The organism is Qingshengfaniella alkalisoli, assembly GCF_007855645.1.
GTDB classification, from domain to species: domain Bacteria; phylum Pseudomonadota; class Alphaproteobacteria; order Rhodobacterales; family Rhodobacteraceae; genus Qingshengfaniella; species Qingshengfaniella alkalisoli.
Window position 1 is genome coordinate 819,235 of record NZ_CP042261.1, and the last position, 14,925, is coordinate 834,159.

Here is a 14,925-nt window from a genome sequence, read left to right on the forward strand (position 1 = left end):
CAGATTCCGACATATGGGGTGTCCGGTGTTGCGTCAAAAAGTTAATTGATCGCACGGGGTTACGAGATGTGGATTGCGTAAATCGCTTGACTTTGCGAACGGTCGAATGTATCACTTTTGACAAGCTGGAAGAAGTGGGTAAGGCGCCGAGGGACACCTCAGGCGCATTTTTCATGCCTCTCGAACGGACCCCCTAAACAGGCAGGGTTCATATCCATGACATTGATCTACCCCGAGGCGGGTGACGGATCTTCCGACAAGTTGTTGTCGGAGGCACACGGGCATTTTGCGGATGCCGCCAACGCGCTGAGCGTGTTCATCGCAGCGCTGAAGGCGGGCGATACGACGCAGGCCCCGGAAGCGATGAAGCTCGTGAAAGAGCTGAAGGCCGCGCTGGTCCCGGCATTGATGGAAAGGGAACGTCTTGAAAAAACCATTCGGGAAGATGCCGGTGTCGTCAATGGCTATGCCATCGACTTCGACGCGGCCAGACATGAGATCGGGCGGCGTCTTGCTTGCCTGCGAGCCGCCAGAGGTGCGGGAGGCGTTTCTGAATGATTTGTCGGACGGGGCGCTTCTGGCGCTGCCCTATCTGTTCGAATTCTGGGCACTGGATCATCAGTTGCCGCCGGAAGGAGACTGGCGGACATGGGTGATCATGGGCGGGCGCGGCGCGGGCAAGACCCGCGCTGGGGCCGAATGGGTGCGGGCGGAAGTCGAGGGATCGAGGCCACTCGATCCCGGCCGCTCGCGCCGCGTGGCGCTGGTCGGTGAAACACTTGATCAGGTTCGCGAGGTCATGATCATGGGCGATAGCGGTATCATGGCATGTTCGCCGCCGGATCGTCGTCCGAAATGGGAAGCCACACGGCGCAGGCTGGTCTGGCCGAACGGGGCCGTGGCGCAGGTTTTTTCGGCGCATGAGCCGGAAAGCCTTCGCGGTCCTCAGTTTGATGCAGCCTGGGTTGATGAACTGGCCAAGTGGAAGAAGGCCGAAGATGCGTGGGACATGCTGCAATTCGGTTTGCGTCTGGGGGAAACTCCCCGGCAGGTCGTTACCACGACGCCACGTAATGTCGGGGTGCTGAAGCGTATCCTGTACAATCCGTCGACGGTCGTGACAACGGCACCGACGGAGGCCAACAGCGCCTATCTGGCCAACAGTTTCCTGCAGGAGGTGCGAGCGCGTTATGCAGGCACCCGGCTGGGACGGCAGGAACTGGACGGCGTGCTGCTGGAAGATGCAGAGGGCGCGATGTGGACGTTGGGCATGCTGGAAGGGTGCCGAATCGAGACCGCGCCGGAGTTTGATCGCGTCGTGGTTGCTGTCGATCCACCGGTGACGGGGCATGACGGATCGGACGCCTGTGGGATCGTCGTGGCAGGCGTGCGGATGCAGGGCGATCCGCAGGGGTGGCAGGCGGTCGTTTTGGAAGATGCTTCACTGCGTGGGGCCAGTCCGCGTGGATGGGCGGAAGCGGCTTTGGCAGCGATGGCACGGCACGGGGCTGACCGACTTGTGGCAGAAGTCAATCAGGGCGGTGAATTGGTCGAAAGCGTGGTCCGGCAGGTTGATCCGTTGGTCCCGTACCGGGCAGTTAGGGCCAGCCGTGGCAAGGCGGCGCGCGCCGAGCCAGTGGCGGCGCTTTACGAGCAGGGCCGGGTGAACCATCTGCCCGGGCTGGACACGCTGGAAGACGAAATGTGTCTGATGACGCAGCAAGGATACCAGGGCAAAGGCAGCCCGGATCGCGTTGATGCGCTTGTCTGGGCGCTGCACGAGTTGATGATCGAGCCTGCGGCGCGGTTCAAGCGGCCACGCATCCGTTCATTATAACATTCTAGCATGGCAGTAGAGTCGTCGGCTCCTGCCTGACCACCGGTCCCCTCCGCGGGCGTTTCCTCGACGTGTCGAGGGGGCCGGATCGTATCATGCATTGAAAGGCCGTTCTGGCCGGACCGCGTTCGCGCGGCAAGGAAGGAGTTTGCCATGGTTCTGGACCTGTTTCGCAAGGCTGAAAAGGACGCGGCCCCGCCGGAACGAAAGGCTTCCGCCGCCGGAGCAGTGTTCGCGTGGAGCGGAGCGGGGCGTGCGGCATGGAGCCCGCGCGATACGGCGTCGCTGACACGCAATGGGTTCGCCGGAAACCCGGTGGGGTTCCGGGCCGTCAAACTGATTGCTGAGGCGTCTGCGGCGATTCCGTTGGTGATGTCCGAGGGTGGTCAGCGGTTTGATACGCATCCGGTCGCTGGTCTGATGGCGCGACCCAACCCGTTGCAGGGCCGGGCCGAACTGCTTGAGGCGCTTTACGGTCAATTGTTACTGTCCGGTGATGGCTATCTTGAAGCGGTCGGTGGCGGGCTGGGCGAGGCACCGTTGGAACTGCATGTCCTGCGGTCGGATCGTATGACGTTGATCCCCGGTCAGGATGGCTGGCCGGTGGCATATGACTATGCGGTGAGCGGGCGGAAACATCGGTTTACGGTCGGCGTGGATGCGTCGCCGGTGTGTCATATCAAGAGCTTCCACCCGCAGGATGATCATTATGGCCTATCGCCCATGCAGGCGGCGGCCACCGCGATTGATGTGCATAATTCGGCATCTCGCTGGTCGAAGTCGTTGCTCGACAATGCGGCGCGACCATCGGGTGCGATTGTCTATCGCAGCGCTGATGGGCAGGGCACGATGTCGGCGGATCAGTATGACCGGTTGATCGACGAGATGGCGAGCCATCATCAGGGGGCCGCGAACGCAGGGCGTCCGATGTTGTTGGAAGGCGGTCTGGACTGGAAGCCGATGGGGTTCAGCCCGTCGGATATGGAGTTTCAGAAGACGAAGGAAGCGGCGGCGCGCGAGATCGCGCTGGCCTTCGGTGTGCCGCCGATGCTTCTGGGTATTCCCGGTGATGCGACCTATGCCAACTACCAAGAAGCGAACCGTGCTTTTTACCGCCTGACGGTGTTGCCGCTGACGCAGCGCGTATCGGCGGCCATCGGGGCGTGGCTTGGGCGGTTTGTCGACGCCGATATCGTGCTGACGCCCGATCTGGATCAGATCCCCGCGCTTTCGGTGGAGCGCGAGGCGCGGTGGCGGCGCATCGGCGAGGCGGATTTTCTGAGCAAGGACGAGAAGCGTGCGCTGCTGGGCCTGCCGCCTTTGGCGCGGGAGGTCGGTGATGACTGACATGCGCAGGCCGGTCGGCGGGTCGCGGTTTCTGTATGAGCCGTTCGATTACGGGTCGGCCAAGGTGATCGAGGCCAATGAGCGCGTCGTGAACCTTCAATTCGAGGGGATCGACGCGCGGCTCAACCGGATCGAGGCGGTCATGGAGCGGCTGGAAAAGCGGCTTTGGCTGACGGTTTACGGCGTTGTCGGAACGATCCTGACGCAGGCGCTGAATTCGATTTTGACAATCACACCGAATGGAGGGCCATGAGATATGGATGCGATGACCGCGAGCGGTCTTGAAAGCAAGTTCTGCCGGTTTGACGAGGCAAACCTTGTCACCGATGGCACGGATATCGAGGGCTATGCCTCGGTGTTCGGGCGGGTGGATCAGGGCGGCGATATCGTTGCCAAAGGGGCGTATGCGGCGTCGCTGAAGCGAATGGCGCAATCAGGCCGGCGAGTGAAGATGCTGTGGCAGCATGATCCGTCGCAGCCCATCGGGGTCTGGGACGAGATCCGCGAGGACGCGCGGGGGCTTTATGTCAAGGGGCGGCTTCTGGGCGATGTGGCGCGGGCGCGTGAAGCGGCGTGTCTGATCGAGGCGGGGGCGATCGACGGGCTGTCGATCGGCTACCGCACATTGCGGGCCGGTAAGGACGACAAGGGCCGCCGCGTGCTGGCCGAAGTCGATTTGTGGGAGGTGTCGCTTGTGACCTTTCCGATGCTGCCCGATGCCAAGGTGCAGGCGAAATCCGAACCAGCGGCAGAGTCGCTGTTTCTGGAACTGGCGCAGGTCGTGAAGGACGCGCGCAAGCGACTGGCCGATCCGGCCTGATCTTCAATCTTCAAGGAGAAAGACATGACGATACCCGAGAGCAAGGCTCGGGCCGGTGAGGCTTTGCCTGGTGGTCCGGCAAGCACGGGCGTGGTGGAGGTCAAATCCGCCCTGACCGGGCTGATGGACGACCTTGGCGCGTTCCAGACGCAGATCAAAGAGCAACTCAAAGCACAGGAAGAGAAACTGACCATGCTGAACCGTAAATCCGCGCTGGCCGCGCGTCCCGCCCTGTCGACGACTGCCGATATCGACGCACCGCACCAGAAAGCGTTCGAGGGTTATCTGCGCACGGGCGACGAAGGTGCGTTGCGTGGGCTGACTTTTGAGGCCAAGGGGCTGACCGTCAATTCCGATGGTGGATATCTGGTTGATCCGCAGACCTCGGAAACGATCAAGGGCGTACTGTATGCGGGCGCATCGATCCGTACGATCGCAAGCGTCGTGAACGTCGAAGCGACGTCCTACGACGTTCTGGTCGACCACACCGAGATGGAACATAACTGGGCGTCCGAAGCGGCTGCGGTCAATGAAACCGCCGCGCCGCAGATCGATCGTATCAGCATTCCTCTACATGAGTTGAGCGCGCTACCCAAGGCAAGCCAGCGCCTGCTGGATGACAGCGCGTTCGATATCGAAAACTGGTTGGCCAATCGGATTGCTACGAAATTCGCACGTGCTGAAGGGTCGGCCTTCGTTAAGGGAGATGGTGTGGACAAGCCCACAGGCTTCCTGACACATCCGCAGGTTGAAGAGGATGCGTGGGCCTGGGGGTCGCTCGGCTACATCAAGACCGGTGGTGCCGGTGATTTTGCCGATAATGCGCCGGCGGACGCGGTGATCGAGCTGGTCTATGCATTGGGCGCTGAATACCGGGCAAATGCCACCTTCGTGATGAATTCCAAGACCGCCGGTGCGGTGCGCAAAATGAAAGACAGCGACGGTCGCTTCCTGTGGTCGGACGGTCTGGCCTCGGCGGAACCCGCGCGACTGATGGGGTATCCGGTGGTTATTGCGGAAGACATGCCGGATATCGCGGATGGTGCAGCGGCTATTGCCTTTGGTGATTTCGCTGCGGGTTACACCATTGCCGAGCGTCCGGATCTGCGGGTCCTGCGTGATCCGTTCTCGGCCAAACCGCATGTCCTGTTTTACGCGACCAAGCGCGTCGGTGGCGATGTGAGCGACTTCGCGGCGATCAAACTGCTGCGTTTCGAGGGCTGATCGCCTGACCGGACGGGTCACCCTGTGGGTGATCCCAGGGATGTGCGGGTTGCGTGCTGTCCAGCTTCCAGACCGTTCGAGCAGCGCGCGGGGCGGCGTGCACATCCCACCAGAACAGACCACAGACAGGAGTAGGCGATGAGGCTTGTCGAGACCACGGCAATCCAGAGTTGGGATTTGCCGGTCAGCCAGTTCCGTGCGCATTTGCGGCTGGGAACGGGGTTTTCCGAGGACGATCTTCAGGATGCCGTCCTTGACAGCTGCTTGCGGGCAGCGATTTTGGCCATCGAAGGGCGCACCGGAAAAGTGCTTCTGCAGCGCGGATTTAAGTGGTCGTCCGATCATTGGCATACGGGGCATGAGCAGCCACTGCCCGTCGCGCCGGTCATGGAAATCACAGCTGTCAAGCTGATAACCCGGGCCGGGGACGAGGCGGTCGTTGATCCAAGCTTCTATGTGCTTGTGCCGGACACGCACCGACCGCTCATGCGTGCGGCACATGCGGTTTTGCCGCGTATCCCGGTTTCGGGGCGGGCGGAGATCGGCTTCGAGGCAGGCTACAGCGCCGACTGGGATGGGGTGCCGAATGATCTGTCGCATGCCGTGCTGCTGCTGGCCGCCCAGTTCTACGAAAGCCGGATCACGGGCGAGCCCGGTTGTGACACGAGCGTCGTGTCGCATCTGATCGAACGCTACCGGACGGTGCGGATCCTTGGTGGAGCAAGCCGATGAAGGTGCCTGAGTTAAACAGGCTTCTGGTGCTGGAGCGACCTACCGAGATGGTGGATGGGGCAGGCGGTCGAAGCCATGTCTTCGCAGAGGTTGGGTATATATGGGCGCGCGTCAGGGCAAAGTCGGGGCGCGAGGTGGCGCGCAGCGAGGTCGATCTGGCGTCGCAGACCTACGAGGTGGTCGTGCGGGCCGCGCCATATCACAAGGAACGCAGGCCCACGCCAAGGGATCGCCTGATCTGGGGTGCGCGGCGATTGCAGGTCCAAAGCGTGGCGGAGTGGGATGAACAGGGCCGCTATCTGAAATGTCTGGCGCGTGAGGAGGTGACGTTATGAGTTATCAGTACGCGGCGGATTTGCAGGTGGCGATGTTTCAGGCTCTGTCGAATGATCCGGCATTGACCCATATCCCACTATTCGATGCACCGTCCGTCGGGACAGTTCCCCAGACCTATATGGCGATCGGCGCAGAGACGGTTCTGGGCGGGTCCAGCAAGAACTCAGCGGGCGCAGAACACAAAGTTTCGCTGAGTGTCGTGACGCAGGCGCAGGGCTTTCACGGTGCAAAGCAGATCGCAGCCGATGCGGAACGCGTGCTGGCCGGGATGCCCGGCGACGCTGTCGGGGCTGGCACCATTGCAACCGTGAATTTCGAGCGTGCGCGTGCGCGGCACGGAGGGCCGGACAACGGGCGCAGGATCGACCTGACTTTTCGTGTCTTCATCGATGGCTGATTTTAGAAACGGAGAAACAACATGACTGCACAAAGCGGTAAAGACCTGTTGATCAAGATCGATATTGACGGGGCGGCGCAGTTTCAGACCATCGCTGGTCTGCGCGCGACGCGGATCAGTTTCAATGCTGAAACGGTCGATGTGACGAGCCTGGAAAGCCAGGGTGGCTGGAGAGAACTGCTGGCCGGCGCGGGTGTCCGGTCCGCGTCTTTGAGTGGGTCTGGTATCTTCAAGGATTCCGCGACCGATGCGCGGGCGCGGGAATTGTTCTTCGAGGGAAGTATCCCCCGCTTTCAGGTGGTGATTCCCGATTTTGGTATCGTGGAGGGACCGTTCCAGATCACGACGTTGGAATATGCAGGCGCGCATAACGGCGAGGCAACCTATGAGCTGAGCTTGGCATCGGCTGGTGCGATCGAGTTTAGCGCACTGTGATGGCGAATCCGTGGGCAGGCGAGGTGGAACTGACACTCGACGGCGAGCGTAGAGTTCTGAAATTGACCCTGGGCGCCTTGGCGGAGCTGGAGACGGCGCTCGGATCGGACAGCTTGGTGAGTTTGGTCAAGCGGTTTGAAGAACAGCGTTTTTCAACCCGCGATGTGCTGGCCCTGATCGTTGCAGGGCTGCGTGGCGGCGGCTGGAACGGTCGCGCCGAGGATCTGGTTCGGTCGGATATACACGGCGGCGTGATCGAGGCAACACGGGTTGCCGCGTTGCTCATCTTGGGGGCGTTTGGGGAGCCATCGTTGAATGGCGGATGAACGGCTTGATTGGGCAGCGTTGCGGCGTGCCGGGCTGCACCAGTTGCGGCTGGCGCCCGATCAGTTCTGGTCGCTCACTCCGCTGGAGCTACGAACCATGCTTGGGGCGGAACTGGACAGGGCGGGTATCAGCAGAACCGGGCTGGATGCGCTGATGACGCGTTTCCCTGATTTACAGAAGGAGGCGGCGAATGATCGACATTGATGAGTTCAACGCGCAGGTCGAAGCGCTGGAAGACAGCCTTGGCGGAGCGCAAGAGGTTGCGTTGGGGTTCAATGTGGGCCTGAAGGATATGAAGTCTGCGATGTCGGAAACCAGCCGACAGGTTGGAGATGTGTCGAATGGGATCTCCCGCGGGCTTCGAGGGGCGTTTGACGGCCTTCTCTATGACGGGATGAAGCTTTCGGACGCGCTAACCAGGATCGGGAAGTCGATGGTGGATGCGGCGCTGACTTCGGCTGTTAATCCGGTGACGCAGCAGGTCGGGCAATCGCTGGGTGACGGGATTGAAAGCCTGATCTCTGCTGTTTTGCCCTTCGCAAAGGGCAGTGTGTTCAGCGAAGGGCGCGTCATGCCCTTTGCTCATGGTGGGGTGGTCAGCAGCCCGACGACATTTCCCATGCGCGGGGCGACCGGGTTGATGGGCGAAGCTGGGCCCGAGGCGATCATGCCATTGACCCGTGGGCCTGATGGACGACTGGGTGTTCAAGGCGCGGGGCGGTCCCGCCCGGTAAACGTGGTGATGAACCTGAGCACGCCGGATGTTCGGTCCTTCCAAAAATCGCAATCGCAAATCGCTGCACAAATGAGCCGGATGTTGGCGCGCGGCCAATCCATCCGCTGAAGAAAGGAGATGACGATGGCCTTTCACGAAATCAGGTTTCCGACGGCTTTGAGCCTCGGGTCGGCGGGTGGCCCGGAGCGTAAAACCGAGATTGTGACGCTTGCGAACGGGTATGAAGAACGCAATTCACCCTGGGCTAACTCGCGCCGTCGGTATGACGCCGGGCTGGGGATGCGTTCGTTAGACGATATTCAGGAGTTGGTCGCGTTCTTCGAGGCGCGGCAGGGCCAGCTTTACGGGTTCCGCTGGAAGGATTGGAGCGACTACAAAAGCTGTGCGCCAAGCCAGACAATCGCCGCGACAGATCAGGAAATAGGTCCGGGGGATGGAGAGACGCGCGTGTTTGCCTTGCGCAAGGCTTACGGGTCTGGCGGACACGTCTATTCGCGGCCCATCAAGAAGCCGGTTGCGGATAGCGTTTTGGTTGCGCTAGACGGCGCGGTTCTGTCGGTTGAGGACTTCGCTGTTGACCTGTCAACGGGGCTGATCGAATTGAGCCAGGCCCCGCAGGTTGATGCCGTCGTATCCGCAGGTTTTGAGTTCGACGTGCCGGTTCGCTTCGATGTCGATCAGATTGTCACCTCCGTTTCAGGATTTCATGCAGGAGATATCCCGAGCGTTCCAGTGATCGAGGTTCGGGTATGAGTACAGCGCAGGAACGCATGAGCCAGGACGCAGCGAGCGGTGTGATGCACTGGTGTCGCTGCTGGGTTCTGCGCCGGGGGGACGGGAAGGTTCTTGGCTTCACAGATCACGACACAGAAATTACCTTTGATGGCGTTGTGTTTCGGGCGGCGTCCGGTTTGACAGCACATGCGCTACAGCAGACAACGGGATTGGCCGTAGACAATGCCGAAGTGGTTGGCGCGGTGACTTCCAGTGCTGTGTCCGAACAGGATCTGCGGGCCGGACGCTTCGATGGCGCAGAAGTCGAGCTTTGGCTTGTCGACTGGCGTCAACCGGACAATCGAGTCTTGCGGTTTCAGGGTAGCCTTGGCGACATCGAATATGGGGGCGGCCAATTCCGCGCAGAACTGCGTGGGTTGAGCGAGCGGCTGAACACGACGGTGGGGCGTGTCTATCGATGTCACTGCTCCGCCGCATTGGGTGACGGGCAGTGTCGGTTGGTTCTGGATGATCCACGGTTTCGTGCGGAAACCGAGATCGTCGCAATCGCCAACCCGGAGCAGTTTATTACGGTGGATGTCGGACTTGACACGACATGGCTGTCCGGCGGTGTCGTCGAGGTGCTCACCGGAGCGGCGGAGGGGCTGCACGCCCATATCCAGTCGGCTGAGGATACGTCGGAAGGGCTGAAACTGACGCTTTGGGACTCCTTTCGCGTACCTTTGGCTGAGCACGATCGGGTGAAACTAACCGTCGGCTGCGACAAGCGCGCGACAAGCTGCCGTGAACGGTTTGCGAACTTCCTGAACTTCCGCGGCTTTCCACACATTCCCGGCGAAGACTGGTTGGCGGCCGTTCCGAACCGCGGCGGACTCAATGACGGGGGCAGGCGCGATGGCTGAAGCGGGCAACGCTGAAATCGTCCGTGTTGCGCGCGGTTGGTTGGGCACCCCGTATCATCACCAGATGTCATGCATCGGGGCAGGGTGCGACTGCCTCGGGCTGGTCCGTGGCGTCTGGCGTACGCTGTTTCATACCGAGCCATTTACCATACCGGCTTATTCCCGTGGCTGGGGTGAGGCAGATCGAGATGAGCAGTTGCTCTGGCGGCTGAGCCAGTTGCTTCGGCAGAAGCACGTCGGTGAGGTTGAGCCAGGCGATGTCGTGCTGTTTCGCATGCGACAGGGCGTGGCAGCGCGTCATCTGGGTATTCAGTCGAACAAGGCGCAATTCATCCACGCCCTTGAGCGCCATGGCGTTGTCGAAACCCGGCTGTCCGCACCATGGCAACGTCGGATCGTCGCGCGGTTTTCATATCCACTGGAGAACAGATAATGGCAACACTGGTACTTTCAGCGGCTGGGTCAGCCCTGGGCGGGACCATCGGTGGATCGCTTCTTGGAGCGTCTGCCGCGGTGCTTGGTCGCGCCGTGGGTGCGTCTCTCGGCCATGCGATCGACCAGAGGCTTCTGGGCGTGGGATCCGACGCGGTGGAAACAGGAAAGGTCGACCGGTTTCGGCTGATGGGTGCCAGTGAGGGTGCGTCGGTAGCCAAACTCTATGGTCGGAACCGGCTAGCAGGACAGGTCATCTGGGCGTCGAATTTCCTTGAACACAACTCCACCGAGACGGCGGGAGGCGGTAAAGCCGGCGGGGCTACGGTCCGCAGCTACAGCTATTCGATCAGTTTGGCGATCGCACTATGCGAAGGCGAGATCAGCGGAATCGGTCGCGTGTGGGCTGATGGGCAGGAGATCGACCGGGATTCGCTCAATATGCGAGTATATCCGGGCACAGAAGATCAACTGCCGGATGACGTGGTCGCGGCGATCGAGGGCTCCGAATATGCTCCCAGCTATCGCGGAACTGCCTATGTGGTTCTGGAAGACCTGAATTTAGCGTCCTTCGGAAACCGCGTGCCACAGTTCACGTTTGAGGTGTCGAGCTTGTCCCCGGCGGTTGAAGGTTCGCCACCGTCCTTGGTGGACAGTATCAAGGGCGTCGCTTTGATTCCTGGCACCGGTGAATACGCGCTTGGGACCACTCCGGTCAGGTACAAGGATGGACCGGGTAGCGCGAGAATTGCGAACGAGCATTCCAGCCTTGGCAAAACTGATCTTCCAGCATCTCTTGATGCGTTGGAAGCGCAATTGCCGAACTGCCGGTCTGTATCTCTTGTGGTGTCGTGGTTTGGTGATGACCTGCGCTGCGGGCAGTGCTCGCTTGCGCCGAAAGTCGAGCAGAACGAGATCGACGGCGAAGGTTCGCCTTGGACGGTAGCGGGATTGGACCGGGCGCGTGCCGGGCGCGTGCCAGTGCAGGACGGTAGGCCTGTTTATGGCGGCACGCCCAGCGATCAATCAGTTGTCGAAGCGATCCGTGAAATCCGACAGCGGGAACAGTCAGTGATGTTCTACCCGTTCATCCTGTTGACCCAGCAGAGCGACAATGGGCTGCCCGATCCTTGGGGGAATGGTGATCAACCAGCGATGCCGTGGCGCGGGCGCATAACCGCATCGGTTGCGCCAAATCGAGAGGGGACGCCGGACAAGACCTCTGGTGTTTTGAACGAAGTACGGTCTTTTTTCGGTTTGGCCGACGTAACTGACTTCGCAGTTTCGGAGGGGGCGGTTACCTATTCTGGGCCCTTGGAATGGGGCTATCGTCGCATGATCTTGCATTATGCTGCGCTTTGTGCGGCCGCGGGTGGAGTTGAGGCATTTTGCATCGGGTCTGAAATGCGAAGCCTGACGCAGTTGAGGGGTGAGGGTAACACCTTCCCCGTTGTTGAGGAACTCGTGCGTTTGGCCGAGGACGTGCGGCAGATCTTAGGGGCGGAAACCAAGATTGGCTATGCAGCGGATTGGTCGGAGTATTTCGGTTACACCCCTGTGGATGGGAGAGGAGATCATTTCTTTCACCTGGATCCCCTATGGGCATCCGACGACATCGACTTCGTCGGTATCGACAACTACATGCCACTGTCTGATTGGCGCGACGGGGCTGATCATTCTGATATCGCGTGGGGTAGCATCTATTCGCTCGACTATCTCAAATCCAACATCGCGGGTGGGGAAGGATTTGACTGGTACTATGCAAGTTCTCAGGCGTTTGACGAACAAATCAGGACGCCCATCACGGATGGTGCCTATGGCGAGCCGTGGATTTACCGATACAAGGACATACGCAGCTGGTGGTCGAACGCCCATCACAACCGCATCCAAGGTGTTCGCGAAACGGAATCGACCGCCTGGCAACCCGGTCTGAAGCCGATTTGGTTTACGGAGATCGGTTGCGCGGCAATCGATAAGGGTACGAATGAGCCGAACAAGTTTGTTGATCCGAAATCGTCTGAATCGAGCCTGCCGCGCGGATCGAACGGCGCAAGAGACGATCTGATACAGATGCAATATCTTCGCGCGATTGAAGAATATTGGTCGGATGCTGAAAACAACCCGGAGGCGACCCACTATGCCGGTCGGATGGTTGATATATCGAAGTCCCATGTATGGGCATGGGATGCGCGACCGTACCCGTGGTTTCCTGGCCTGACGCATGTCTGGAGCGATGGTGAGAACTATGTTCGTGGACATTGGTTGAATGGCCGTGCACCCGCCCAACCACTCTCCACGGTGGTTGCGGATCTGTGTCGACATGGCGGTTTGAGGCCGGATCAGTACGATGTGTCACAGTTGTTCGGGTTGGTGCGGGGCTATTCGATCCCAGCGGGCATGTCGGTTCGGGCGATGCTGCAGCCACTGATGACGACATACGGCTTCGATGCCTATGAGCGCAACGGCAAGCTGTTGTTCAAGAACCGCAGCGTACTGTCCGAGGCAACGGATGCCAGCGAGTTGCTCGTCGATCATCCGGATCTTGGACAGGATATCTCGGTGACGCGTGTGAGTGACGGCGGACAAGTCAGCGAAGTCCAGTTTACTGCGATAGAAGCCGATGGAAGCTATGCGCCCTTCGTGACGTCTTCAGCCGTACCACAAGAACAGGGCTGGTCAGTATCCAGGTCGGAGGCGAACCTCGTCCTGACGAGCGCTGACGCACGTCGAACAACGGATCGCTGGATTGAAGAATGTAGCGCTGCTCGCGAAACCATCAGGTTCGCGGTGCCACCTTCGCAGTTGGCGATTGGGCCGGGAGACATAGTACGTGCTGCTGACAGTCTCTGGCGCGTTGACTCGTCTGAACTCACGGAGTCAAACCTGCTGGAAGCTGTGCGGGTAACAGGAAGGCTCTACCACCCTATGGCGGTCGAGGAAGAAACTGGCACCCTTCTGAAATTTCCTGTCGCTCAGAGGCCGGACGTGGTGATCATGGATCTACCTGCCTTGGCCGCAGAGGCAAATCCGGTCGCGCCCTATCTCGCCGTAGCTGCACGGCCTGGGGCCGGAGATGTCGCGTTCTTCAGCGGCAAGGACGAGCACAGCTTTGAGTTGGAAACGGTTGTCCATACCAGCGCTGCGATCGGGCGAACCTTAACTCCGCTCCAGAAAGCCAAGGCAAGTCTATTCGATCGTGGTGAGGATCTGATCATCGAGATAGCGGGTCGCGAGTTGTCCAGTGCGACGTTGGAGCGCGTGTTTGCAGGCGAGAACATGTTGGCGATCAGTGACGGAGTTGGTGGTGATTGGGAACTGTTGCAGTTCTGCGAGGTAGAGTTAATCGCCCAAAATCGCTACGCTCTTCGCAAGAGGCTGCGAGGGCAACTCGGGACCGAATCCTGCATTGCGGATTGCTGGCCCGCAGGCAGTGTCGTGGTTGTCATCGACCGGGCGCTGTTTCAGCCTCTGGCCGACAGCCAAGCTCTTGGGTCGACCCGCCATTTCAGGATCGGGCCGTCAACAAAACCGATCACTGATTGGCGTTATGTCCAACTGGAGCATGACTTCGTCGGGCGGGGTTTGAAGCCCTATTCGCCGGTGCATCTATCTAGCCAGAATTTGGTGAGTGGTGATCATAGAATCAGCTGGGTGCGTAGGTCACGGCTGCATGGCGATTTGTGGCATCTGTCCGCGATCCCGCTTGATGAGGCGCGTGAGCGGTATTTGCTGCGCGTGCTGCATACGAATGAAGTGCGGCGGGAAATTGAAACGGATAGCCCCTACTGGCTCTACAAACAAAGCGAACGGCAGGCAGACGGCGTAGCGAACATGTACACGATTGAAGTGGCGCAGATTTCCGAACTTTACGGCGTGGGTGACTTTGGAAGGATCGAGATCAATGAGTAAGACAGCCAATCTAAAGATTTCCCTCTTGAGTGCGTCGCAGGCACAAAAGCATGTGACGGTGAATGAGGCTCTGGTGGTTCTTGATGCGTTTTGTCAGGCGGAGCTTGTATCAATATCTCAAACGTCGCCGGTTCCACTGCCGATGGAAGGGCAGGCCTATGGTATCCCGTTGGGCGCTTCCGGCGATTGGGCAGATCAAGACGGTCGCGTTGCCGTATTCCTCAACAACGGTTGGATTTTTTGCGACCCCCGACCTGGATGGCGTGTCTGGGTTGCAGATGTCGGGCGTTACGCGTTGTTCGACGGCGTTGATTGGAACATTCAAGCGGTGGCGTGCAGCGAAGGCGGGGCATCGACCGTGGTTGAGCTGATCGAGTTTGATCACGAGATATCAGAAGGGGTAGCGAACTCGACTGCAGTAGGAATCCCGGCGTCGAGTTTGGTCTTCGGTGTTACCGGACGAGTACTGGACGAGGTTCAAGGAAATCTGACGTCATGGAAAATTGGCGTATCCGGCGGTGATGACCGTTACGGAAACAGTCTTGGACTTGCTAAAAATAGCTGGGCTATGGGATTGTCGGGGCAGCCTCTCGCCTACTATAGTGATACGCCGCTGAAACTGAGCGCGGTGGGCGGAACGTTCTCAGGCGGACAAGTGCGATTGGCAATCCATTTGTTGCGTCTCGGTATTCCACGCGCTGTCTAGTTGCCCAACGACATTGGGGGACTTATGTTACGGCTCAAACGTGGACATGG

General features: G+C 59.9%; 18 protein-coding genes. All 18 read left to right on the top strand.

Features of this window, described 5'->3' with window-relative positions; translation table 11 throughout:
• The first annotated feature begins 216 nt into the window (after positions 1 to 216).
• Entirely contained in the window at positions 217 to 558 is a 342-nt protein-coding gene (locus tag FPZ52_RS04220; RefSeq protein ID WP_146364020.1) for a hypothetical protein, read from the top strand.
• A complete protein-coding gene (locus FPZ52_RS04225; RefSeq protein WP_146364022.1) occupies positions 494 to 1,837 on the top strand; it encodes a DNA-packaging protein in 1,344 nt (447 codons plus the stop codon). The genes FPZ52_RS04220 and FPZ52_RS04225 overlap by 65 nt, the downstream gene beginning before the upstream one ends.
• Before the next feature lie 153 nt (positions 1,838 to 1,990).
• The gene (locus FPZ52_RS04230; protein ID WP_146364024.1) at positions 1,991 to 3,184 is read left to right on the top strand and encodes a phage portal protein; all 1,194 of its coding nucleotides are present in this window, start codon (positions 1,991 to 1,993) and stop codon (positions 3,182 to 3,184) included.
• Complete coding sequence (locus tag FPZ52_RS04235; RefSeq protein ID WP_205758602.1) at positions 3,177 to 3,437, top strand: GTA head formation protein, RCAP_rcc01685 family; 261 nt, start codon at positions 3,177 to 3,179, stop codon at positions 3,435 to 3,437. The genes FPZ52_RS04230 and FPZ52_RS04235 overlap by 8 nt, the downstream gene beginning before the upstream one ends.
• 3 nt (positions 3,438 to 3,440) lie before the next feature.
• Positions 3,441 to 4,004, top strand: a complete 564-nt coding sequence (locus FPZ52_RS04240) for an HK97 family phage prohead protease (protein ID WP_420851700.1) — start codon at positions 3,441 to 3,443, stop codon at positions 4,002 to 4,004.
• 24 nt (positions 4,005 to 4,028) lie between these two features.
• The gene (locus FPZ52_RS04245; RefSeq protein ID WP_146364026.1) at positions 4,029 to 5,228 is read left to right on the top strand and encodes a phage major capsid protein; all 1,200 of its coding nucleotides are present in this window, start codon (positions 4,029 to 4,031) and stop codon (positions 5,226 to 5,228) included.
• 138 nt (positions 5,229 to 5,366) lie between these two features.
• Positions 5,367 to 5,960, top strand: coding sequence for a head-tail connector protein (locus FPZ52_RS04250; protein ID WP_146364028.1), 594 nt, complete (start codon positions 5,367 to 5,369; stop codon positions 5,958 to 5,960).
• Entirely contained in the window at positions 5,957 to 6,295 is a 339-nt protein-coding gene (locus FPZ52_RS04255) for a head-tail adaptor protein (protein ID WP_146364030.1), read from the top strand. The genes FPZ52_RS04250 and FPZ52_RS04255 overlap by 4 nt, the downstream gene beginning before the upstream one ends.
• Positions 6,292 to 6,693 carry a DUF3168 domain-containing protein gene (locus tag FPZ52_RS04260; RefSeq protein WP_146364032.1) on the top strand — a complete coding sequence of 134 codons (402 nt, stop codon included), beginning with the start codon at positions 6,292 to 6,294 and terminating at the stop codon, positions 6,691 to 6,693. The genes FPZ52_RS04255 and FPZ52_RS04260 overlap by 4 nt, the downstream gene beginning before the upstream one ends.
• 21 nt (positions 6,694 to 6,714) lie before the next feature.
• Complete coding sequence (locus FPZ52_RS04265; protein ID WP_146364034.1) at positions 6,715 to 7,128, top strand: phage major tail protein, TP901-1 family; 414 nt, start codon at positions 6,715 to 6,717, stop codon at positions 7,126 to 7,128.
• Positions 7,128 to 7,454: a gene transfer agent family protein gene (locus tag FPZ52_RS04270; RefSeq protein WP_146364036.1), complete on the top strand. Its 327-nt coding sequence runs from the start codon at positions 7,128 to 7,130 to the stop codon at positions 7,452 to 7,454. Before FPZ52_RS04265 ends, FPZ52_RS04270 begins: the two co-directional genes overlap by 1 nt.
• The gene (locus FPZ52_RS04275; RefSeq protein ID WP_146364038.1) at positions 7,444 to 7,659 is read left to right on the top strand and encodes a rcc01693 family protein; all 216 of its coding nucleotides are present in this window, start codon (positions 7,444 to 7,446) and stop codon (positions 7,657 to 7,659) included. The genes FPZ52_RS04270 and FPZ52_RS04275 overlap by 11 nt, the downstream gene beginning before the upstream one ends.
• A complete protein-coding gene (locus tag FPZ52_RS04280) occupies positions 7,646 to 8,299 on the top strand; it encodes a phage tail tape measure protein (protein WP_146364040.1) in 654 nt (217 codons plus the stop codon). Before FPZ52_RS04275 ends, FPZ52_RS04280 begins: the two co-directional genes overlap by 14 nt.
• Positions 8,300 to 8,314: 15 nt before the next feature.
• Positions 8,315 to 8,944 (top strand): DUF2460 domain-containing protein, encoded by a 630-nt coding sequence (locus FPZ52_RS04285; RefSeq protein WP_146364042.1) that lies wholly within the window; start codon positions 8,315 to 8,317, stop codon positions 8,942 to 8,944.
• Positions 8,945 to 8,961: 17 nt separating this feature from the next.
• Entirely contained in the window at positions 8,962 to 9,828 is an 867-nt protein-coding gene (locus FPZ52_RS04290; RefSeq protein ID WP_240804398.1) for a DUF2163 domain-containing protein, read from the top strand.
• On the top strand, positions 9,803 to 10,261 hold the full coding sequence (locus FPZ52_RS04295; protein WP_240804399.1) for an NlpC/P60 family protein: 459 nt from the start codon (positions 9,803 to 9,805) through the stop codon (positions 10,259 to 10,261). Before FPZ52_RS04290 ends, FPZ52_RS04295 begins: the two co-directional genes overlap by 26 nt.
• Positions 10,261 to 14,169: a baseplate multidomain protein megatron gene (locus FPZ52_RS04300; protein WP_146364046.1), complete on the top strand. Its 3,909-nt coding sequence runs from the start codon at positions 10,261 to 10,263 to the stop codon at positions 14,167 to 14,169. Before FPZ52_RS04295 ends, FPZ52_RS04300 begins: the two co-directional genes overlap by 1 nt.
• Complete coding sequence (locus FPZ52_RS04305; RefSeq protein ID WP_146364047.1) at positions 14,162 to 14,875, top strand: DUF2793 domain-containing protein; 714 nt, start codon at positions 14,162 to 14,164, stop codon at positions 14,873 to 14,875. Before FPZ52_RS04300 ends, FPZ52_RS04305 begins: the two co-directional genes overlap by 8 nt.
• The last annotated feature ends 50 nt before the right edge of the window (positions 14,876 to 14,925 follow it).